Below are 19514 nucleotides of genomic sequence, written 5' to 3' on the forward strand. Positions count from 1 at the left end.
TGGCTTTATTTTTGCAGCTGCAAATTTAAGATAAAAATCGCTATGGCAATAATTATAACAGACGAATGTATAAACTGTGGTGCTTGTGAACCAGAATGTCCAAACACTGCTATTTATGAAGGAGCAGACGACTGGAGATATAAAGATGGTACAAGTTTAACAGGAGATGTAGTTTTAACAAACGGAAAAACAGTAGATGCAGATGAAGCCCAAGAACCTATAAGCGACGAAATTTATTATATTGTTCCAGATAAATGTACTGAATGTAAAGGTTTTCATGAAGAACCTCAATGTGCTGCAGTTTGCCCAGTAGATTGCTGTGTTCCAGATGATGCACATGTAGAGACAGAAGAAGAACTTTTAGGAAAACAACGCTTTATGCATCCAGAAGATTAAATGATAAACGTTATTATATATTTAGAACCTCAAGTAAATGCTTGAGGTTTTTTGTTTATAATTATTTATAAGTACTATTTTAATTCTAATTGTATAGTACTTTAACTCTTAATAATTTTTTTTCGATGATTTAAACCCCAATCCATTAGTTCTGCAATTAAGTTGTCTAAAGATCTTCCATGCTCTGTTATTGAATATTCCACAGTTATAGGTTTTGATTTAACAACTTTTCTATTAATTAGTTTATTAATCTCCAAATCTTGTAAATCTTTAGAAAGTTTTTTTGATGCAATGCCATTCAAAGCTTTTTTAAGTTCCATAAATCTCATTGTCCCATTAAGTAATAATGTAACGACTATTAATATTTTCCATTTACCAGTAATAAGTTCCATTGTATCTTTAATTGCTAATATTTGTTCTACACATTGATCTGACAGCACTAAATTATCTTCTAATTTCATTTATTGGGTATTTATGGTTTCGTTAAAGATATCAGTTTCCTTAAGGAAACGTATAGTACGAAGATAATTATATGTAATTAAATTTACGATCTAAATTAAATATAATATTATGGCAGTAATTATGAAAGTAGATTTTCCTCATAAAGAAGTTTGGGGAAAAGAAATGGCAGTTCAAATGAAAGAGCTTGCACAAAGTATTGTTAATGAACCTGGTTTTATTTGGAAATTCTGGACTGAAAATAAGAATGAAGAAATAGCAGGAGGTGTTTATATGTTCGATTCTCGAGAAAATGCAGAGAATTACCTTAAAATGCATACAAATAGGTTGATGAAATTTGGATATTCAGATATTAGAGGAAAAGTATTTGAAATTAATGAAGAACTTTCAAGTATCTGTAAAGCGCCTCTGTAATTAATAATAAGGTTTAATAAATTTAAAATCTTTTATTACTAACCAATAAATTTTCATATACAAACAATTTCCATTTCCCTATTCAAACTATTCAAGTAATTAGTTACCTTTGCACTCGCAAAAACCAGAGTCTTGGTATTTGCATCTTTAATCTAATTATCTTAAGAAAATGAAAGCAGGTATTGTAGGATTACCAAACGTCGGGAAATCGACCCTTTTTAATTGTTTGTCTAATGCTAAAGCGCAAAGTGCTAACTTTCCGTTTTGCACCATAGAACCTAATATTGGTGTTGTAAATGTTCCAGATCCTAGACTTCAAAAGCTTGAAGAATTGGTAAATCCTGAGCGTGTATTACCAGCAACTGTAGAAATTGTAGATATAGCAGGATTGGTTAAAGGAGCTAGTAAAGGCGAAGGTTTAGGAAATCAGTTTTTAGCAAATATTCGTGAAACAGATGCTATTCTACATGTATTGCGTTGTTTTGATAACGATAATATTGTACATGTTGATGGTAAAATAAATCCAATTAGCGATAAAGAAACTATCGACATGGAATTGCAGTTAAAAGACTTGGAAACAGTCGATAAAAAACTGGATAAAGTAAAACGTGCTGCCAAAACTGGTAATAAAGATGCTCAAAAAGAAGAAGCTATTTTACTAAAAATTAAAGCAGGATTGGAAGCAGGAATTTCTGTGAGAGCATTAGAGTTTTCGGAAGAAGATTATGATGATTTTGTGAAGCCTAGTCAGTTTATTACAGACAAGCCTGTTATGTATGTTTGTAATGTGGACGAAGGATCTGCTGTGTCTGGAAACGCTTATGTAGAAAAGGTAAAAGAAGCTGTAAAAGATGAAGCTGCAGAAGTTATTATTTTAGCAGTTGGCACAGAAGCAGATATTAATGAGTTAGACGATTACGAAGAACGTCAGATGTTTTTAGCAGATATTGGTTTAGATGAACCTGGTTCTTCAAAATTAATTCGTTCTGCATATAAGTTGCTAAACCAACAAACGTATTTTACTGCTGGAGTTAAAGAAGTTCGTGCTTGGACTATAGATGTTGGAGCAACTGCACCACAAGCAGCAGGAGTTATACATACGGATTTCGAAAAAGGTTTTATTAGAGCAGAAGTCATTGCTTATGACGATTATGTGCAGTTTGGTAGTGAAGCTAAAGTAAAAGAAGCTGGTAAAATGCGTGTAGAAGGAAAAAATTATGTTGTTAAAGATGGCGATGTGATGCACTTCTTATTTAACGTATAAAAATTAAATTCCCCCTAATTTATTATAAATGAAACATGTTTTATTAATCGTTTTGATTAGCTGTCTATATATAAATGGCTTTTCTCAAGAAAAAGTGCAATCTGCAAGTGTAGAATCATCCGTGTTTGGTATTCAAACAGGTATAGCAGGCTTATGGGTTCATGGTGAGTTTAAATTAACCAATAAATTTGCTTTAAGGGCAGAATTGGGATTAGATTTGGGAATATTGGAAAATAATTACACGAATGAAACTGGTATTGGATTAATTCCAGTTATTACTTTAGAGCCACGTTTTTATTACAATTTAAACAAACGTCTTAACAAAGGCAAACGCATAGATGGCAACAGTGGAAACTTTATAGCTCTAAAAACCAGTTATAATTCAGACCTGTTTTTCATTGCATCAAATGAAGATCTTAATTTAGAAACAGATTTTATGATTATCCCAACTTGGGGAATAAGAAGGAGTCTAGGGAAACATTTTAACTACGAAGCTGGTTTTGGTTTAGGGTATATTCATTACAGAGAAGAATATTATAGTGATAATAAAAGCGACGTAGCTGTTAATATTCATGCAAGAATAGGATATAAGTTTTAAACTTATTTTTTCTTAAAGAAACGTCAATTCATAGAAAAGCCAATGTTCTCAACAACATTGGCTTTTTATTGTTAATTACTTTGTATCTTCTGTATTTTATTTTTTATTACTAAACCTTATATTAGCAACGTATCAAAAAATTGCACCAAGTTTATGCCAGAACAATCTAATTATACCGAAGACAACATACGCTCCCTCGACTGGAAAGAACACATTAGAATGCGTCCTGGTATGTATATTGGGAAGTTAGGAGATGGATCTTCACCAGACGATGGAATTTACATACTTTTAAAAGAAGTATTAGATAACTCCATAGACGAATATGTTATGGGAGCTGGTAAAACTATTGAGGTATCCATACAAGGTAATAAAGTTATAGTTCGTGATTATGGTCGTGGTATACCTTTAGGAAAGGTTGTGGACGTGGTTTCTAAAATGAATACAGGTGGAAAATACGATTCCAAAGCGTTTAAAAAATCGGTTGGACTAAATGGTGTTGGAACCAAGGCTGTAAATGCTCTATCATCGTTTTTTAGAGTAGAATCTACGCGTGATAATAAATCTGCTTCGGCAGAATTTGAACAAGGTAATCTTACCATTCAAGATTTGTTGGATGATACATCAAGAAGAAAAGGAACTAAAGTTTCTTTTATACCTGACGATGTTATTTTTAAAAACTATAAATATAGAAGCGAGTATGTAGTAAAAATGCTCAAAAACTATGTGTATTTAAACACTGGTTTAACTATTGTTTTTAATGGTGAAAAATATTTTAGCGAAAATGGACTTAAAGACCTGTTAGCTGAAAACATTAAAGATACAGATATGCTTTATCCAATTATTCATTTAAAAGGAGACGACATTGAAGTAGCAATTACACATAGCAAAACACAATATAGTGAAGAGTATCATTCTTTTGTAAATGGACAAAACACTACGCAAGGTGGAACACATCTGTCAGCCTTTAGAGAAGCTCTTGTGAAAACTATTAGAGAGTTTTATGGTAAAAACTACGAAGCTTCAGATATCAGAAAATCTATTGTTTCGGCTGTTTCGATAAAAGTAATGGAACCTGTTTTCGAAAGTCAGACAAAAACAAAATTAGGCTCTACAGATATGGGAGGAAAGCTACCAACTGTTAGAACTTTTATAAACGATTTTCTAAAAACACAACTAGATAATTATTTACATAAAAACCCAGATGCAGCTGAAAAAATTCAGCGTAAGATTCTTCAGGCCGAACGCGAGCGTAAAGAACTTTCAGGTATTAGAAAATTAGCTAAAGACAGAGCTAAAAAAGCAAATCTTCATAATAAAAAATTGCGCGATTGCCGTGTGCATTTTGGAGATACTAAAAACGAAAGAAACTTAGAAACCACATTGTTTATTACTGAGGGAGATTCAGCTTCTGGAAGTATTACTAAATCTAGAGACGTAAATACTCAAGCTGTTTTTAGCCTAAAAGGTAAACCTTTAAATTCTTATGGTTTAAGCAAGAAAATAGTTTACGAAAACGAAGAATTCAATCTCTTGCAAGCTGCTTTAAATATTGAAGAATCTCTAGAAGATTTGCGTTATAATAATGTTGTAATAGCTACAGATGCTGATGTGGATGGTATGCATATTCGATTATTATTAATTACATTTTTCTTACAATTCTTTCCCGAAATTATTAAAGAAGGTCATTTGTATATATTACAAACCCCTTTATTTAGAGTTAGAAATAAAAAGGAGACTATTTATTGTTATTCCGAAGAAGAACGTCGTGATGCTATTGAAAAATTAAAGCCAAAGCCAGAAATAACACGATTTAAAGGACTTGGTGAAATTTCGCCAGATGAATTTGTTCATTTTATAGGTGAAGATATTCGTCTAGATCCAGTCATGCTAGATAAAGACATGTCTATTGAAGAGCTGCTTTCTTTTTATATGGGGAAAAACACACAAACAAGACAAGAATTTATTATAGATAATTTAAAAGTTGAATTAGACTTAGTTGAAGAAAATATATGAGAACCAACAATGCAAAAGTAAAAAACATTATCGTATCGGTTTATTTTGTGCTAATTGTTTTAGCATTGCTTTCTGCAACGATATTTAGAGCATTTAGTGACTTAACACCTAATCCATTTGTAACTTTTCTAGTCATTATTCTAAGCTTTAGCGCTATTTTTTTTATTGTTCACTCTATTGCCAAATATTTTGAATATGATAGTGATGGGTTAAAGGTAATTGTTACAAACAAAGGGTTATTATTATCAGATCATTTTAACTATAGAGAAAAGACAGTTGAGTTTTTTAAAGATAGATTAACTGGCTTTAAATTTAAAAATTATTTCTTTTTTAAAACTTTAGTACTTTATATAAAAGATAGTAGAGGTTATATTGTAAAAGAAAAATTTAATGTGACTTTAGTTACAAGAAAAAAAAGAAAATATATAAGACAATCATTAACAAAAATGGTTAAACACAATAGAAAATCTGACGATTAATGAGCGAAGAGAACGATGATTTGTTAAATGAATATGAAGAAAACCATGAAACAATAACCAAAGTTTCTGGTATGTTTAAAGATTGGTTTTTAGATTACGCCTCTTATGTAATTTTAGAGAGAGCAGTACCAGCCATTGAAGATGGATTTAAACCAGTACAAAGACGTATCATGCAATCTATGAAAGATTTAGATGATGGACGTTATAATAAAGTGGCTAACATTGTAGGTCATACTATGCAATATCATCCACATGGAGATGCAAGTATTGCTGATGCTATGGTACAAATAGGTCAGAAAGATTTATTGATAGATACTCAAGGAAACTGGGGAAATATCCTAACAGGAGATAGTGCAGCAGCTTCACGTTATATTGAGGCACGTTTGTCTAAATTTGCTATAGATGTTGTTTATAACCCAAAAATAACAGAATGGCAGTCTTCTTACGATGGGAGAAGAAAAGAACCAGTAAACCTTCCAGTAATGTTTCCATTACTTCTGGCACAAGGAGGAGAAGGTATTGCTGTAGGACTTTCAACAAAAATATTACCTCATAATTTTATTGAATTAATAGATGCTTCAGTAAAACATTTAAAAGGTAAACGATTTACAATTTATCCAGATTTTCCAACAGCTGGAATTATAGACATTTCAAATTACAACGATGGTTTACGTGGAGGTAAAGTTCGTGTTAGGGCAAAAATTTCACAGCTTGATAAAAACACGTTAGTAATTACCGAAATTCCTTATGGCACTAACACATCTTCTTTAATTGATTCTATTTTAAAAGCAAATGATAAAGGTAAAATCAAGATAAAAAAGATTGAAGATAATACAGCTGCCGAAGTTGAGATTTTAGTGCATTTGCCTGGAGGAATTTCTCCAGATAAAACTATAGATGCACTTTATGCCTTTACAAGTTGCGAAAGTTCTATTTCACCTTTAGGATGTGTAATTGAAGATAATAAGCCTCTATTCGTTGGAGTTACAGAGATGTTGCGTCGTTCTACAGACAATACAGTTCAACTGTTAAAAAGCGAGTTAGAGATTAGATTAGGTGAGTTTGAAGAACAATGGCATTTTGCATCTTTAGAACGTATTTTTATTGAAAACAGAATTTATCGAGATATAGAAGAGGAAGAAACTTGGGAAGGCGTAATTAAAGCAATAGACAAAGGTTTAAAACCTCATACAAAGCACTTAAAAAGAGCAGTTTTAGAAGATGATATTGTTAGATTAACTGAAATTAGAATCAAACGTATTTCTAAATTTGATATTGATAAAGCTCAACAAAAAATTGATGCTTTAGAAGATCAGATAGCTCAAATAAAGCATCATTTGGCAAACTTGATAGATTATGCTATTGCTTATTTTGAAAGACTTAAAAAAGAGTATGGAGAAGGCAGAGAAAGGCAAACAGAGATTAGGACTTTTGATGATGTTGATGCTACTAAAGTGATTATTAGAAACACTAAACTTTATGTTAATAGAGCTGAAGGATTTGTTGGAACATCTCTTAAAAGAGATGAATATGTTTGTGATTGTAGCGATATAGATGATATAATAGTATTTACCAAAGAAGGTAAAATGATGGTGAGCAAAGTCGACACCAAAACCTTTGTTGGTAAAGATATTATTCACGTAGCTGTATTTAAAAAGAAAGATAAACGCACCATTTATAACATGATTTATAAAGATGGTAGCAAAGGACCATCTTACGTAAAGCGTTTTGCAGTTACAAGTATGACAAGAGATAGAGAATACGACTTAACCAATGGGAATAAAGGATCTGCAGTTTGGTATTTTTCAGCAAACCCGAATGGTGAAGCTGAAGTAGTTACTATAAATTTAAGACAAGTTGGTAGTATTAAAAAGCTAAAATGGGATTTAGATTTTGCAGAAGTTTTAATAAAAAATCGTACCTCAAAAGGAAATTTAGTTACTAAACATGCCATTAAAAAAATCGAACTTAAAGAAAAAGGAGTTTCCACTTTAAAGCCTCGTAAAATTTGGTTTGACGATACAGTTCAACGTTTAAATGTAGACGAAAGAGGAGAATTAGTTGGAGAATTTAGAGGCGAAGACAGAATATTAATTATTACTCAATCTGGTAATATTAAAACTATAGTGCCAGAATTAACAACTCGTTTTGAAGACGATATGATAGTTATGGAAAAATGGGTGCCTAAAAAACCTATTTCAGCTATTTATTTTGATGGAGAGAAAGAAAGATATTATGTTAAGCGATTTGTGGTAGAAAACGAATTAAAAGAAGAAAGCTTTATTTCCGATCATCCAAACTCTCAACTTGAAATTGTTTCAACAGATTGGAGACCAATGGCAGAAGTTGAATTTACTAAAGAAAGAGGGAAAGATAGAAAAGACAATATGGAAGTTAACTTCGAGGAGTTTATTGCAATAAAAGGTATTTCGGCTTTAGGGAATCAATTAACTAAAGATAAAATAAATCAGGTAAGTTTATTAGAATCATTACCATACGAAGCTCCTAAAGAAATTCCAGCTAATGACATTGAAGTAGTAGATGAAGAAAACATTACATCCATTGATTCAAAAACTGAAGAGCCAAATAAAAGTAAAGAAGATAAAGGTTTAAATGGTGAAGGGCAAATAACCTTATTTTAATAAAAAAATTATTGTGTATTAAGAGTTTGAATTATTTAAATATAGTTCAAACTCTTTTTTCTTAAATACATTAATAATAAAGTCAATTCTGTCCATTAGAAGTCATGATTTCTGCATAAATATCTTGTTGTTAATAATTTAACTGAAATCTATTCTGTAAAAAAGTTAAAATATCAAATTTTGTTTTGTATTTTTAAGTATTAATCAATCCTATATTTTATGAAAAATACTACAATTAAATTGCTGTTTTTGCTTACAGTCTTGTTATTCATTACGTCTGTATATGCTCAAACAGACAAGAACTCTTACGTTCCTTCCGAAGTTGGAAAAGTATTAGAAAAAGTTCAATCAGTTGGTACTACTGTTTTAAATTTTCCAAAAGATTTGCTCACAAAGGAAGAGCAACAAATTTTAAAAAATTATTATAGTGGATTAGAATCTAATAATTCAAATTTCAGAGCAGTTGGTGATGTATATGTTTTAGACATCTTTCCTACTAATGATGGTTATGGAAATCTTCCATTGGCAGGTCCTTTTGCTATAAATAATATCGCTACTATTGCTGGAGCTATATTCGCATCTGATTTTGGCCCAGGTGGAGATATTTATGCTATTGATAATGATACAAGAGGTTTGATGACTATAGCTAAAGACACTGGAGCTACTACTGCAGTAGCTACAATAACTGGAGTTGCAGCAACAATGACTATAACTGGATTATCCTGGAGCGAAACGGATTCTGTTATGTATATGCTTGCTACCGATGGTGTTATTACAACTCTTTTTACATTAGATATAACTACTGGAGTATCTACCACTCTTGGTGACACTGGAACAGCCTTAGGGATTTGGATTGCCATAGATAATGCAGGTATTATATACATGGCAGATATTGGTGATGATAGTTTATATGCTCTAGACTCAACAACTGGAGTTGGAACTTTAGTTGGACCTTTAGGTGTAGACCTTAATTTTGCACAAGAAGCTGATTTTAATGTGTTAAGTAATACTTTATATATGGCAAGCTATACAGCTGCTGGAGAAAGTAGAATTTTTTCAGTTAACACAGCAACTGGTGCTTCAACTTTAGTAGGTTCAATTACTAATGAGCCAGAGTTAGGAATTTTTGCAATTGATGCAATAATTGATGGTAATTTTATTTGCGATGATGCTATTAATATTGGATTAGGAATAACACCATCTAACGGACCTTCAAATGCTGGAGGAGGTGCTTCAAACGTTTGTTTATCTGGAGCAACAAATTCTGAATGGTATGCTTATACTGCTACAAATTCAGGCGATTTAACCATATCTTCAGATTTGGCATCTAATACTGGAGTAGATACAAGAGTTTCGGTTTATAACGACGATTGTAATGCTTTAGCTTGTATTGATTCAGATGATAATTCTGGAGCTAATAATACCTCAATTGTTGTCATTCCAGTTGTAAGTGGTATGACATATTATATTGAATGGGATGATGCTAATAATGCTGATGCTTTCGATTTTGAATTGTCTTTAACTATTTCTTGTCTAGATCCTACAAACTTTGCCGTTGGTACCATTACAGACACGTCAGCTGATTTTAGCTGGGATGCCGTATCTGGAGCTGCTAATGGATATATATTAAGTGTTTTTAATGCTGGAGACGATCCTGATGTAGATACACCAGTTTATACAGAAAATGTTCCTAGTGGAACTTTAACTGCAACTGCAATGCCATTAGTGCCAGAAATGATGTATGATGCTTATTTAATTGCAGATTGCGATACAAATGGGATGTCTAATGCTGTTTCCTTAAGTTTTGAAACGGATATAACTCCTCCAGTTTGTGGAGGAATATACGTAGATACAGGTGGAGCCTCAGGTGAATATTCTCCTAATGAAAGCACTACAACTACAATTACTCCAGATATTCCTGGAGATGTTGTAACTGTGACATTTACTTATGTTGATATTGAAACATCAGTAGGTGGTGGTAATCAAGATGGTTGCTGGGACTTTTTAACTGTTTATAATGGTCCAGATGCTACTTATCCAGTTTTAGCTCAAACTCTTTGTGGAGAGGAAAGTGGCGATGGAGGTGTACCTTCAGTTCCTGGAAGTTTATTGTCAGTAGGTATGTCTTTTACTTCTACGGACGCTTCTGGTGCTTTAACTTTTGTTTTCACTTCTGATGATATTGTTCAAGAAACAGGTTGGTTAGCAGATGTTACTTGTGGGCCACCACCAACATGTGTAACTCCTGGTGCATTTACAAATACATTAACGACTGATGTAACTGCTACTTATACATGGGATGAAATTGCTAATGCAAGTAATGGATATGTATTTAGTGTTTTTAATGATGGAGATGATCCAGATACAGACACACCAGTATATACAGAAAATGTTCCATTTGGAACAAATACAGCAACAGCTACGGGGTTATTGCCAGCAACAACTTATGATGCATATATTATGGCTGATTGTGATACGGATGGTATGTCTACAAGAGATGCCGACACATTTACTACAGAAGCTGCTGCTCCAATTTGCGATGGCAATTTTGTTGATTCTGGTGGAGTAGCAGGTTCTTATGCTGCTGATGAAAGTACAACTACAACTATTACTCCAGCTGTTTCAGGCGAAGCTGTAACAGTAACATTTACTCATGTTGATATTGAAACTGCAACAGGAACAGGTACTCAAGATGGATGTTGGGATTTCTTAACTATTTATAATGGTCCAGACACAACTTATCCAGTAATAGCTCAAACACTTTGTGGTGAAGAAAGTGGAGATGGAGGTGTTCCTTCAGTTGCTACTAGTTTACTTTCAGTAAACGATTCATTTACTTCTACAGATGCTTCAGGTGCTTTAACTTTTGTATTTACATCTGATGGAAGTGTTCAAGAAACTGGTTGGTTAGCTGATATTACGTGTGCCACTTTATCTATTGATGAGTTCTCAACAACTCAATTTAACTACTATCCAAATCCAACAACAGGTTTATTATATATAAATGCAAAACAGAATATAGATTCTGTAACTGTAGTAAATATGTTAGGACAAGAAGTTATAAGCGTCAATCCAAAAGCTATGGAAGCAACAATAGATTTTTCAAATTTAAGTCAAGGAACTTACTTTTTAAGATCATCTGTTAATGGAAATCAAACTACTCATAAAATAATAAAAAGGTAGTTATTATTATTTGTTAATAAAAAAAAAGACCATACGTATTGTATGGTCTTTTTTATTTAATATGTTTTACAACTATTTATTTAGCTTTATTTTTTTGAACTTTAAAATTAATAAACTCAACTAATAATGAGAAAGCAATAGCAAAATATAAATAACCTTTAGGGATAGCTCCAACTGTTTGATCAAAAACAGAAGTGTGAGATAGATGTGCAGCTTCTGTTATAAGCATAAAACCAATAAGAATTAAAAAGGCTAAACCGAGTATTTGCATACTTGGATGTACATCAATAAATTTTCTGATCGGATTTGCAAAAACAATCATAATTATAATCGAAATAACTACAGCAATAATCATTAACACCAGAGCGTAATTATGATTTGGATGCAACCCATTTGTCATCCCAACAGCAGTAAGAATAGAATCTATTGAGAAAATAAAATCAATTATCAATATTTGAGTAATGGCTTGAGTTAAAGATTTAATTTTTTTTCCCTTTACATGGTCTTCATCATGCGAAGGAGTTTCAACCTTTTCTCTTATTTCAGAAGTACTCTTGTAAATTAAAAACAAACCACCTAAAAACAGAATAATCGCTTGACCACTTATTGCAATATGCAGCCAACTGGTTTCAATTGTGTAAAAGGGTTCTTTTAATCCAATTAAAAAGGACACAAAAAACAACAGAATGATACGTTGAACCATTGCAAAAAACAACCCTATATTAGTAGCCTTTGCTCTTTGATGTTCAGGTAACTTATTAGCAGCAATAGAAATAAATACAATATTGTCTATTCCTAGAATAATCTCAAGGAAAGTCAATGTTAATAGTGCCATGATGGCATCACCAGATAATAAAAACTCTAACATCCTATTTAATTTTAGTTGCTATTCCTTTTTGCTTCGTAGTTTCTCCAACATAAGAATATTCAAATGTATATGTAGAGTCAGTTGTTGTTAATATTTTTAAATGTATATCCTTTTGTTCAGCCATACTTTTAGGATTGATAGTTTTAAAAACAACTTCACAATCATTTATCCATCTTACTTGTGACGAATCTATTTTATTGTTATAAATCTCTATTTGAAGGTCTTTAGTTCTAACAAAATCAGACTTATACAATTTGCCATCGATACTAATCTCACTGTAAAAGGAACCTGTTTGAAAATCAGTGCAATTACGCTCAACACTGTAACAGCTTATTAATGTGACAAATAACAAGATGGAAGAGAAATATTTCATATTAAAAAATTAATGATTCAAAAATACTAAAAAACCAATGGATTTATTCATTACGATTCTGTTTTATTTCTTCATTTATTATTAATAGATTAATTATTTATAGTTAATTAAATCTTTATAAATCTATCATAAAGTCTTTTATACTTCCTTTTAAATGTACTATTTTGGCATAGTTTTTAATACATATAATATTTGCTTTTAAAGCCTGAAGTTTATGCGTCAATTTTTTTGCCTCCTAGCGTTTTTTATTATCTCAATAAGCTTGTTTTCACAAACTTCTAATCCATTACTTTCCAAAGATATTGCTGCACAAAAAAAATGGGTAGATAATATCTATGATAATATGTCTTTAGAAGAAAAAGTAGGACAACTTTTTATGGTTAGAGCATTTTCTAATCAAGGTTTAGCACACGAAAACACGATTAGTCAGTTGATAACTAACTATCATATTGGAGGCTTGATTTATTCGACAGGAGGACCTGTAAAGCAAGCTAAATTAAATAATTTGTACCAGGCAACTTCTAAAACCCCTTTGTTAATTGGTATGGATGCAGAATGGGGTTTAGGTATGAGATTAGATTCCACCTATTCTTTTCCATGGAACATGACACTTGGTGCTGTAAAAAACAATCAGCTAATAGAACAAGTAGGCAGACAGGTTGGAGAGCATTGTAAACGCATTGGAGTACATTTTAATTTTGCTCCTGTAGTTGATATTAATACCAATCCAAAAAATCCAATTATTGGAAACAGATCTTTTGGAGAAGATAGAGATAATGTTACGGAAAAATCTTTAGCTTTTATGAAAGGGATGCAAGATGTTGGGGTTTTAGCAAATGCTAAACATTTTCCAGGTCATGGAGATACAGATAGCGATTCGCATAAAACCTTGCCAACTATAGCTTTTGATGAAAAACGAATAGATTCAGTAGAACTATATCCTTATAGAGCATTAATAGATAAAGGCTTATCTAGTGTTATGGTTGCCCATTTAAATGTGCCAGCATTAGAGCCTAGAGATGGTTTTCCTTCGTCTTTATCGAAACATATTGTTACAGATATTTTGAAAGATTCTTTAAATTTTAAAGGTTTAATCTACACAGATGCCTTAGAAATGAAAGGTGTTTCAAACTATAGTGAGCCTGGCGATATCGATTTAGCAGCATTTCAAGCAGGTAATGATGTTCTTTTAATTTCTGAAGATGTACCAAAAGCTATAGGAAAAATAATTGATGCTTATAATTCAGGAGATATATCTGAAGAGCGTTTAGCGCATTCTGTAAAAAAGATATTACAAGCAAAATATAAAGTAGGGTTGAACAATTTTAAACCTATTGAAACCGAACATTTAGTTGAAGATTTAAATAGAATACAAGATGTGATGCTTTCTGAAGTTATTTTCGAAAATGCCATTACTGTTATTAAAAATAAGGAAGACTTACTTCCTATTCGAAAATTAGAGGAAAAGAAGATTGCTTATGTAAAAATGGGAGACGATGATGGTTCAGTGTTTTTAAAAGAGCTTAAAAAATACACTAAGGTTCATGAAGTAGCATCAGAAAATTTAGATGAGCTTTTAATTAAACTCTCTGCTTATAATACAGTTATTGTTGGTTTTCATAGATCTAACGATCATCCATGGAAAAGTCATGAGTTTTCCGATCAAGAATTAACATGGTTGTTTGAAATTGCTAGAACAAATAATGTCATCCTGGATATATTTGTAAAACCTTATGCACTTATTGATTTAGCAACTGTGGAGAATTTTGAAAGTATTGTTGTTAGTTATCAAAATAGTGAAATAGCTCAACAAAAATCTGCTCAACTTATTTTTGGGGCTATAACCTCTAATGGAGCTCTTCCAGTTTCTGTTGGTAATGGTTTTAATGCTGGAGATGGAATTCATTATGCTAATTTATCTCGTTTAAATTATGGTGTTGCAGAACGAGTTGGAATGAGTACCGAAAAACTAAATAAATTAGATTCTGTAGCTCAATATGCTGTTGATAAAAAAATGACACCAGGAATACAATTACTTGTAGCTAGAAAAGGTAAAGTTATATATAATAAAAATTTTGGAACTCATGTTTATGGTACAGATTCAAATCCAGTAGTATTCGATGATATTTACGATGTTGCTTCTTTAACAAAAATACTTGCAACCTTACCATTGTTAATGGAGCTTGAAGAAAAAAAAGTAATTACATTAGACACTAAATTATCAACCATTCTTCCGGAATATTTAAATTCAAACAAAAAGAACATCACTTTAAAAAAGATGCTTTCACATAATGCCAGATTAAAACCTTGGATACCTTTTTATTATGCCACTTTAGATTCTGTAACAAAGCATCCTGCCTCTAAATATTATCAAAAAGAGTTTAGTAAAAAATTCAGTGTGAAAGTTGCCAATGAATTATATATGCGTAAAGATTATGAAGATACAATTCAAAAAATTATTAGAGAGACAGACCTGTTAAAAAAAGAGCGTTACAGATATAGCGACTTACCATATTATATTTTAAAGAAATATATTGAAACTTATTACGACAAAGGATTAGATGTATTAGTACAAGAACATTTTTATGAATCGTTAGGTGCAAATTATACCACTTATAATCCTTATAATAAGTTTAGTAGTAAAAAAATTGTCCCAACAGAAATTGATGATTATTATAGATATCAGGAAATTCATGGATATGTACATGATATGGGAGCAGCCATGCAGAATGGTGTAGGTGGTCATGCAGGAATTTTTAGTAATGCAAACGATGTTGCTAAACTTATGCAGTTGTATTTACAGAAAGGTTATTATGGAGGGAAGCGATATTTTAAGCCGGAAACTATTGATACCTTTAATACCTGCTATTTTTGCGAAAGTGACAATAGAAGAGGAATTGGTTTCGATAAACCACAATTAGGTGATGCTGGTCCAACATGTGGCTGTATTTCCATGACTAGTTTTGGACATTCTGGTTTTACTGGAACGTATGCATGGGCAGATCCAGAAGAAGAAATTGTATACATATTTTTAGCAAATAGAACCTATCCAAAAGCAGATTCTAATTTATTGCTAAAAGAGAATATTAGAACAGATATTCAACGTATGATTTACGAAGCAATTATAGATTAATCAAGGAATTAAAATTTTATAAATGAAAATAGGAATTGTTTGTTATCCAACATTTGGTGGAAGTGGAGTTGTAGCTACAGAATTAGGAATAGAGCTATCTAAAAGAGGTCATGAAGTCCATTTTATTACTTACAAACAGCCAGTTAGACTAGAACTATTAGGAAGTCATGTACATTTTCACGAAGTAACAGTTCCCGAATATCCATTATTTCATTATCAACCTTATGAATTGGCTTTAACAAGCAAGTTAGTCGATATGGTTAAGCTTCATGACATAGAAATACTTCATGTGCATTATGCCATTCCTCACGCTTACGCAGCCTATATGGCAAAAAAAATGCTTCAGGAAGAAGGTATCTATTTACCCATAGTTACAACACTTCATGGTACTGATATAACCTTAGTTGGATCTCATCCATTTTATAAAACAGCAGTTACATTTAGCATTAATAAATCTGATGCTGTTACCTCAGTTTCAGAAAGTTTAAAGAAAGATACTTTAAGATTATTTGATGTTAAGAATCATATAGATGTTGTTACAAACTTTATTGACCTAAGCAAACATACCAATCATTTTACCGATTGTCAACGTGATTTATTAGCTGATGAAAATGAAAAAATTATAACTCATATTAGCAACTTCAGGTCTGTAAAACGAATTCCAGATGTAATAAAAGTGTTTTATAACATTCAAAAAGAAATGCCAGCCAAATTAATGATGGTTGGCGAAGGTCCAGAAAAAGAGCCTGCAGAACAATTATGTAGAAAATTAGGTATTGAAGATAAAGTTGTTTTCTTCGGAAATAGTCATGAAATAGACCGTATTTTATGTTATTCAGATTTATTTATCCTTCCATCTGAAACAGAAAGTTTTGGATTAGCGGCTTTAGAAGCAATGGCATCTGGTGTTCCTGTAATATCAAGTAATTCTGGAGGAATTCCAGAAGTAAATATTCAAGGAGTTTCCGGTTATTTAAGCAATGTTGGAGATATTGAAGACATGAGTAAAAATGCGCTTTCCATTTTAAAAGATGAAGCCACTTTGTCTAAATTTAAAGAGCAGGCAAAAACTCAAGCTAATAAATTCGATATTCATAAAATAGTGCCTCAATACGAAGCTATTTATCAAGCTACACTTACAAAATGTAAAGCCTTGCTTTAATTTTCATAAATATATTTTATACCTTTCTGTTCTAAACAAATTCTTTCAAAAATGAACAGAAAATCCTTCTTAAATTTAACTGCAAGAGCTGGACTTTTTTTGGGCTTAGCTCCAAGCATGTTTGCAAATAAAAGCAGCGAAACTATAGAAAAAGAGCTTGTTGAAGAGCTGTTAAACCAGAAAAAAGCCCTTGGAAATGCTGTTGGCCTTTCTGCAGATCCTATATCTAAAGTATGTGTTGGTATTATTGGTATGGGAAATAGAGGAAGTGTGCTTATCCAAATGTTCGACTATCTGATAAAAAATAATCACGCTGAAATTGTAGCACTTTCAGATTTAAAGCAAGATAAAGTTGAAAAAAACAACGAATATCTTAAAACCATCCAAAATTCATCAGCAGATTTATATTATGGAAATGAAAACGAATGGAAGAAACTAGCAGAACGAGATGATATTGATTTGATACTTATTGCAACTCCTTGGAATTATCATACAGAAATGTCTGTATATGGCATGGAACAAGGCAAACATGTGGCTTGCGAGCAGCCAATGGCTATGACACTTGAAGATTGCTGGAAACTTATTGAAGTGGCTGAACGTACACAAAAACATTGTATGTACATGGAGAATTGCTGTTTTAATGGCGAAGAACTTTGGGTATTGAATATGATTGATCAAGGTGTTTTTGGAGATATTAATCATGCTGAAGGTGCCTATATTCACGATTTACGCAAACACATGATGGATGCTACATATTATGAAAATCAATGGCGCATAAAACATCATGAAACTAAAAACGGAAATTTTTATACAGGTCATGGTTTAGGACCTACCAGTTTCTATATGGATATTGGTCGTGGTGATAATTACGATTATTTAACATCTATGAGCTCTCGAGATGATAGTTTGAAGTTGGGAGCCGAAATTGAAGATTTTCCAGTTAAAAAATTTGCTTGTGGTGATATGAATACCACGTTAATTAAAACAAAATTAGGAAGAACCATCATGCTACAATTCGATACGCATACAGGAAGGCCATACTCTAGATTGAATAATGTGTTTGGAACCAAAGCTGCTCATGAAGGGTATCCATCCAGACTATATGTTGGACAAGATGAGTTACAATGGGGACACAGTTGGTTAAAAGACGAAGAATATAAAGAGTATAGAGAGCGTTACGATCATCCATTATGGAACAAGTTAAGAACTCAAATAGATGCCAATGCTGTTGGTCATGGAGGTATGGACTTTGTTATGGTTTACAGATTAATTCGTTGTTTAAATGAAGGTTTGCCTTTAGATATTAATTTATACGATAGTGTGCTTTGGAGTGCCATAACGCCATTATCTGAATTATCTGTAGCTAATAATAGTGCCAGAACAATAGTTCCAGATTTTACAGGAGGAACTTGGGAAACACCTAGAAAAAATGAAGTTCTAAGAGATATTCTTTAAGTTGAAACTAGAATAAGTGATTGTTTTTAACTCTTCATAATTCTGAATGACGCTTTTTAAAAGTGCCATTTGGTTCTTTGCACGCACTAAATTGTGAGTTGAATACGATGTTTTATAATAGACATCATTATTCAAATAATCGGTTAAAAAGCGTAAACCCATTATATATATCAAGGTTTTAGCACTTAACGGCAAAAAGCTTATTTCTTCTTTAGTTAACAGATTAGAGGTTTCAGAAGCAAATCCTTTACAATAAGCTTCATAGTATTTTAGATTAATTGTTGTTTGTTCTATATTTTCAGAATCTTCAATTGTATTCGAACAAATGGAACGTACAGAATCTCCAAAATCAAAATGAACAATTCCTGGCATAACTGTATCTAAATCTATAACAGCCAATCCATTATCATTTTCATCAAATAGAATATTAGAAAGTTTCGTGTCGTTATGCGTGACTCTTATTGGAAATGTGTTTTTTTCTTTTAATTCTGAAAGCTGAAACATCTCTGTTTTATGTTCTAAAACAAAATCAATCAATTCTTGAGCTTTACTTTTTCTAGATATTTTAGCTTGATTATGCGCTTCTTCAAATTGAAAAAATCGAAAAGGTACTGAATGAAACTCTGGAAGCGTTTCTTTGATTAGTTTTAGATCAAGAGTAGAAGTAGATGCAATAAAATTCCCGTATAATTTTCCAGCTTCAAAAACTTGTTTATTATTTTCAGCTCGTTCAATAGTTTTTGAGTTTGGAATATATTCCATTAATGTCCAAAAACCTTCATTAGTTTCAATAAAAAAAGTATCTGTTTTCGATTTAATAAAATTAGCTACATGATATTTTGTTTCTGTTTTATTGAACTCATTTTTTAAGTGATTACTAACAATAACTTTGTTTAAAATAATGCTATTAATATTGTTAAACACCTTATTGTTAATCTTTTGAAGTATGTAATTTAAATTATTACTACAGCTAATTAAATAAGTGTCGTTAATATGTCCAGAAGCCAAAACATCAATATTTATAACTGGTTGCTCTATTTGAAATTGACGACAAATGTCTTTAAGTGTTTCCATT

Annotated in this window: 15 protein-coding genes; 11 read left to right on the top strand and 4 right to left on the bottom strand. The window is 31.8% G+C overall.

Going from position 1 to position 19514, the window contains the following annotated elements:
- Nucleotides 1-42: 42 nt before the first annotated feature.
- Entirely contained in the window at nt 43-396 is a 354-nt protein-coding gene (locus LX78_RS05745) for a 4Fe-4S dicluster domain-containing protein (RefSeq protein ID WP_109681690.1), read from the top strand.
- 101 nt (nt 397-497) lie between these two features.
- Here the strand turns inward: LX78_RS05745 and LX78_RS05750 are convergent, their stop codons facing one another.
- Nucleotides 498-857, bottom strand: coding sequence for a winged helix-turn-helix transcriptional regulator (locus tag LX78_RS05750; protein WP_109681691.1), 360 nt, complete (start codon nt 855-857; stop codon nt 498-500).
- 109 nt (nt 858-966) lie between these two features.
- Here LX78_RS05750 and LX78_RS05755 point away from each other — a divergent pair, with 109 nt between their 5' ends.
- The 7 genes from LX78_RS05755 (at nt 967) to LX78_RS05785 (ending at nt 11448) form a co-directional block, all read left to right on the top strand.
- A complete protein-coding gene (locus LX78_RS05755) occupies nt 967-1269 on the top strand; it encodes a monooxygenase (protein ID WP_109681692.1) in 303 nt (100 codons plus the stop codon).
- 169 nt (nt 1270-1438) lie between these two features.
- Nucleotides 1439-2533, top strand: a complete 1095-nt coding sequence (ychF, locus tag LX78_RS05760) for a redox-regulated ATPase YchF (RefSeq protein ID WP_109681693.1) — start codon at nt 1439-1441, stop codon at nt 2531-2533.
- 28 nt (nt 2534-2561) lie between these two features.
- Nucleotides 2562-3131, top strand: coding sequence for a hypothetical protein (locus LX78_RS05765; RefSeq protein WP_109681694.1), 570 nt, complete (start codon nt 2562-2564; stop codon nt 3129-3131).
- Nucleotides 3132-3284: 153 nt separating this feature from the next.
- Nucleotides 3285-5144 carry a DNA topoisomerase IV subunit B gene (locus LX78_RS05770; RefSeq protein ID WP_109681695.1) on the top strand — a complete coding sequence of 620 codons (1860 nt, stop codon included), beginning with the start codon at nt 3285-3287 and terminating at the stop codon, nt 5142-5144.
- Entirely contained in the window at nt 5141-5623 is a 483-nt protein-coding gene (locus LX78_RS05775) for a hypothetical protein (RefSeq protein ID WP_109681696.1), read from the top strand. The genes LX78_RS05770 and LX78_RS05775 overlap by 4 nt, the downstream gene beginning before the upstream one ends.
- Nucleotides 5623-8265: a DNA gyrase/topoisomerase IV subunit A gene (locus LX78_RS05780; protein ID WP_109681697.1), complete on the top strand. Its 2643-nt coding sequence runs from the start codon at nt 5623-5625 to the stop codon at nt 8263-8265. Before LX78_RS05775 ends, LX78_RS05780 begins: the two co-directional genes overlap by 1 nt.
- A 219-nt stretch (nt 8266-8484) precedes the next feature.
- A complete protein-coding gene (locus LX78_RS05785; RefSeq protein WP_109681698.1) occupies nt 8485-11448 on the top strand; it encodes a T9SS type A sorting domain-containing protein in 2964 nt (987 codons plus the stop codon).
- A gap of 76 nt (nt 11449-11524) precedes the next feature.
- Here LX78_RS05785 and LX78_RS05790 read toward each other — a convergent pair whose 3' ends face one another.
- A complete protein-coding gene (locus tag LX78_RS05790; RefSeq protein WP_109681699.1) occupies nt 11525-12316 on the bottom strand; it encodes a TerC family protein in 792 nt (263 codons plus the stop codon).
- A gap of 1 nt (nt 12317) precedes the next feature.
- Nucleotides 12318-12689 (bottom strand): DNA topoisomerase IV, encoded by a 372-nt coding sequence (locus tag LX78_RS05795; RefSeq protein WP_109681700.1) that lies wholly within the window; start codon nt 12687-12689, stop codon nt 12318-12320.
- 214 nt (nt 12690-12903) lie between these two features.
- Here LX78_RS05795 and LX78_RS05800 point away from each other — a divergent pair, with 214 nt between their 5' ends.
- From LX78_RS05800 to LX78_RS05810, 3 genes are read left to right on the top strand one after another with little or no spacing between them, the layout of a single operon-like run.
- Complete coding sequence (locus tag LX78_RS05800) at nt 12904-15822, top strand: glycoside hydrolase family 3 N-terminal domain-containing protein (protein WP_109681701.1); 2919 nt, start codon at nt 12904-12906, stop codon at nt 15820-15822.
- Nucleotides 15823-15844: 22 nt separating this feature from the next.
- On the top strand, nt 15845-16984 hold the full coding sequence (gene bshA, locus LX78_RS05805; protein WP_109681702.1) for an N-acetyl-alpha-D-glucosaminyl L-malate synthase BshA: 1140 nt from the start codon (nt 15845-15847) through the stop codon (nt 16982-16984).
- Between the two features lie 51 nt (nt 16985-17035).
- The gene (locus LX78_RS05810) at nt 17036-18439 is read left to right on the top strand and encodes a Gfo/Idh/MocA family protein (protein WP_109681703.1); all 1404 of its coding nucleotides are present in this window, start codon (nt 17036-17038) and stop codon (nt 18437-18439) included.
- Here LX78_RS05810 and LX78_RS05815 read toward each other — a convergent pair.
- Nucleotides 18422-19513 carry a phosphotransferase enzyme family protein gene (locus LX78_RS05815; RefSeq protein WP_245881483.1) on the bottom strand — a complete coding sequence of 364 codons (1092 nt, stop codon included), beginning with the start codon at nt 19511-19513 and terminating at the stop codon, nt 18422-18424. The two genes, LX78_RS05810 and LX78_RS05815, sit on opposite strands and share 18 nt — an antisense overlap.
- Nucleotide 19514 lies beyond the last annotated feature (1 nt).

It is taken from the genome of Xanthomarina spongicola (assembly GCF_003148645.1).
Taxonomy (GTDB): domain Bacteria; phylum Bacteroidota; class Bacteroidia; order Flavobacteriales; family Flavobacteriaceae; genus Xanthomarina; species Xanthomarina spongicola.

Coding starts and splice junctions, on each gene's coding strand:
- LX78_RS05770 (WP_109681695.1), top strand. CDS start 3,285: ATGCCAGAACAATCTAATTATACCGAAGACAACATACGCTCCCTCGAC.
- LX78_RS05745 (WP_109681690.1), top strand. CDS start 43: ATGGCAATAATTATAACAGACGAATGTATAAACTGTGGTGCTTGTGAA.
- LX78_RS05750 (WP_109681691.1), bottom strand. CDS start 857: ATGAAATTAGAAGATAATTTAGTGCTGTCAGATCAATGTGTAGAACAA.
- LX78_RS05775 (WP_109681696.1), top strand. CDS start 5,141: ATGAGAACCAACAATGCAAAAGTAAAAAACATTATCGTATCGGTTTAT.
- LX78_RS05780 (WP_109681697.1), top strand. CDS start 5,623: ATGAGCGAAGAGAACGATGATTTGTTAAATGAATATGAAGAAAACCAT.
- LX78_RS05765 (WP_109681694.1), top strand. CDS start 2,562: ATGAAACATGTTTTATTAATCGTTTTGATTAGCTGTCTATATATAAAT.
- LX78_RS05800 (WP_109681701.1), top strand. CDS start 12,904: ATGCGTCAATTTTTTTGCCTCCTAGCGTTTTTTATTATCTCAATAAGC.
- LX78_RS05810 (WP_109681703.1), top strand. CDS start 17,036: ATGAACAGAAAATCCTTCTTAAATTTAACTGCAAGAGCTGGACTTTTT.
- LX78_RS05815 (WP_245881483.1), bottom strand. CDS start 19,513: ATGGAAACACTTAAAGACATTTGTCGTCAATTTCAAATAGAGCAACCA.
- LX78_RS05785 (WP_109681698.1), top strand. CDS start 8,485: ATGAAAAATACTACAATTAAATTGCTGTTTTTGCTTACAGTCTTGTTA.
- bshA (WP_109681702.1), top strand. CDS start 15,845: ATGAAAATAGGAATTGTTTGTTATCCAACATTTGGTGGAAGTGGAGTT.
- LX78_RS05755 (WP_109681692.1), top strand. CDS start 967: ATGGCAGTAATTATGAAAGTAGATTTTCCTCATAAAGAAGTTTGGGGA.
- LX78_RS05790 (WP_109681699.1), bottom strand. CDS start 12,316: ATGTTAGAGTTTTTATTATCTGGTGATGCCATCATGGCACTATTAACA.
- ychF (WP_109681693.1), top strand. CDS start 1,439: ATGAAAGCAGGTATTGTAGGATTACCAAACGTCGGGAAATCGACCCTT.
- LX78_RS05795 (WP_109681700.1), bottom strand. CDS start 12,689: ATGAAATATTTCTCTTCCATCTTGTTATTTGTCACATTAATAAGCTGT.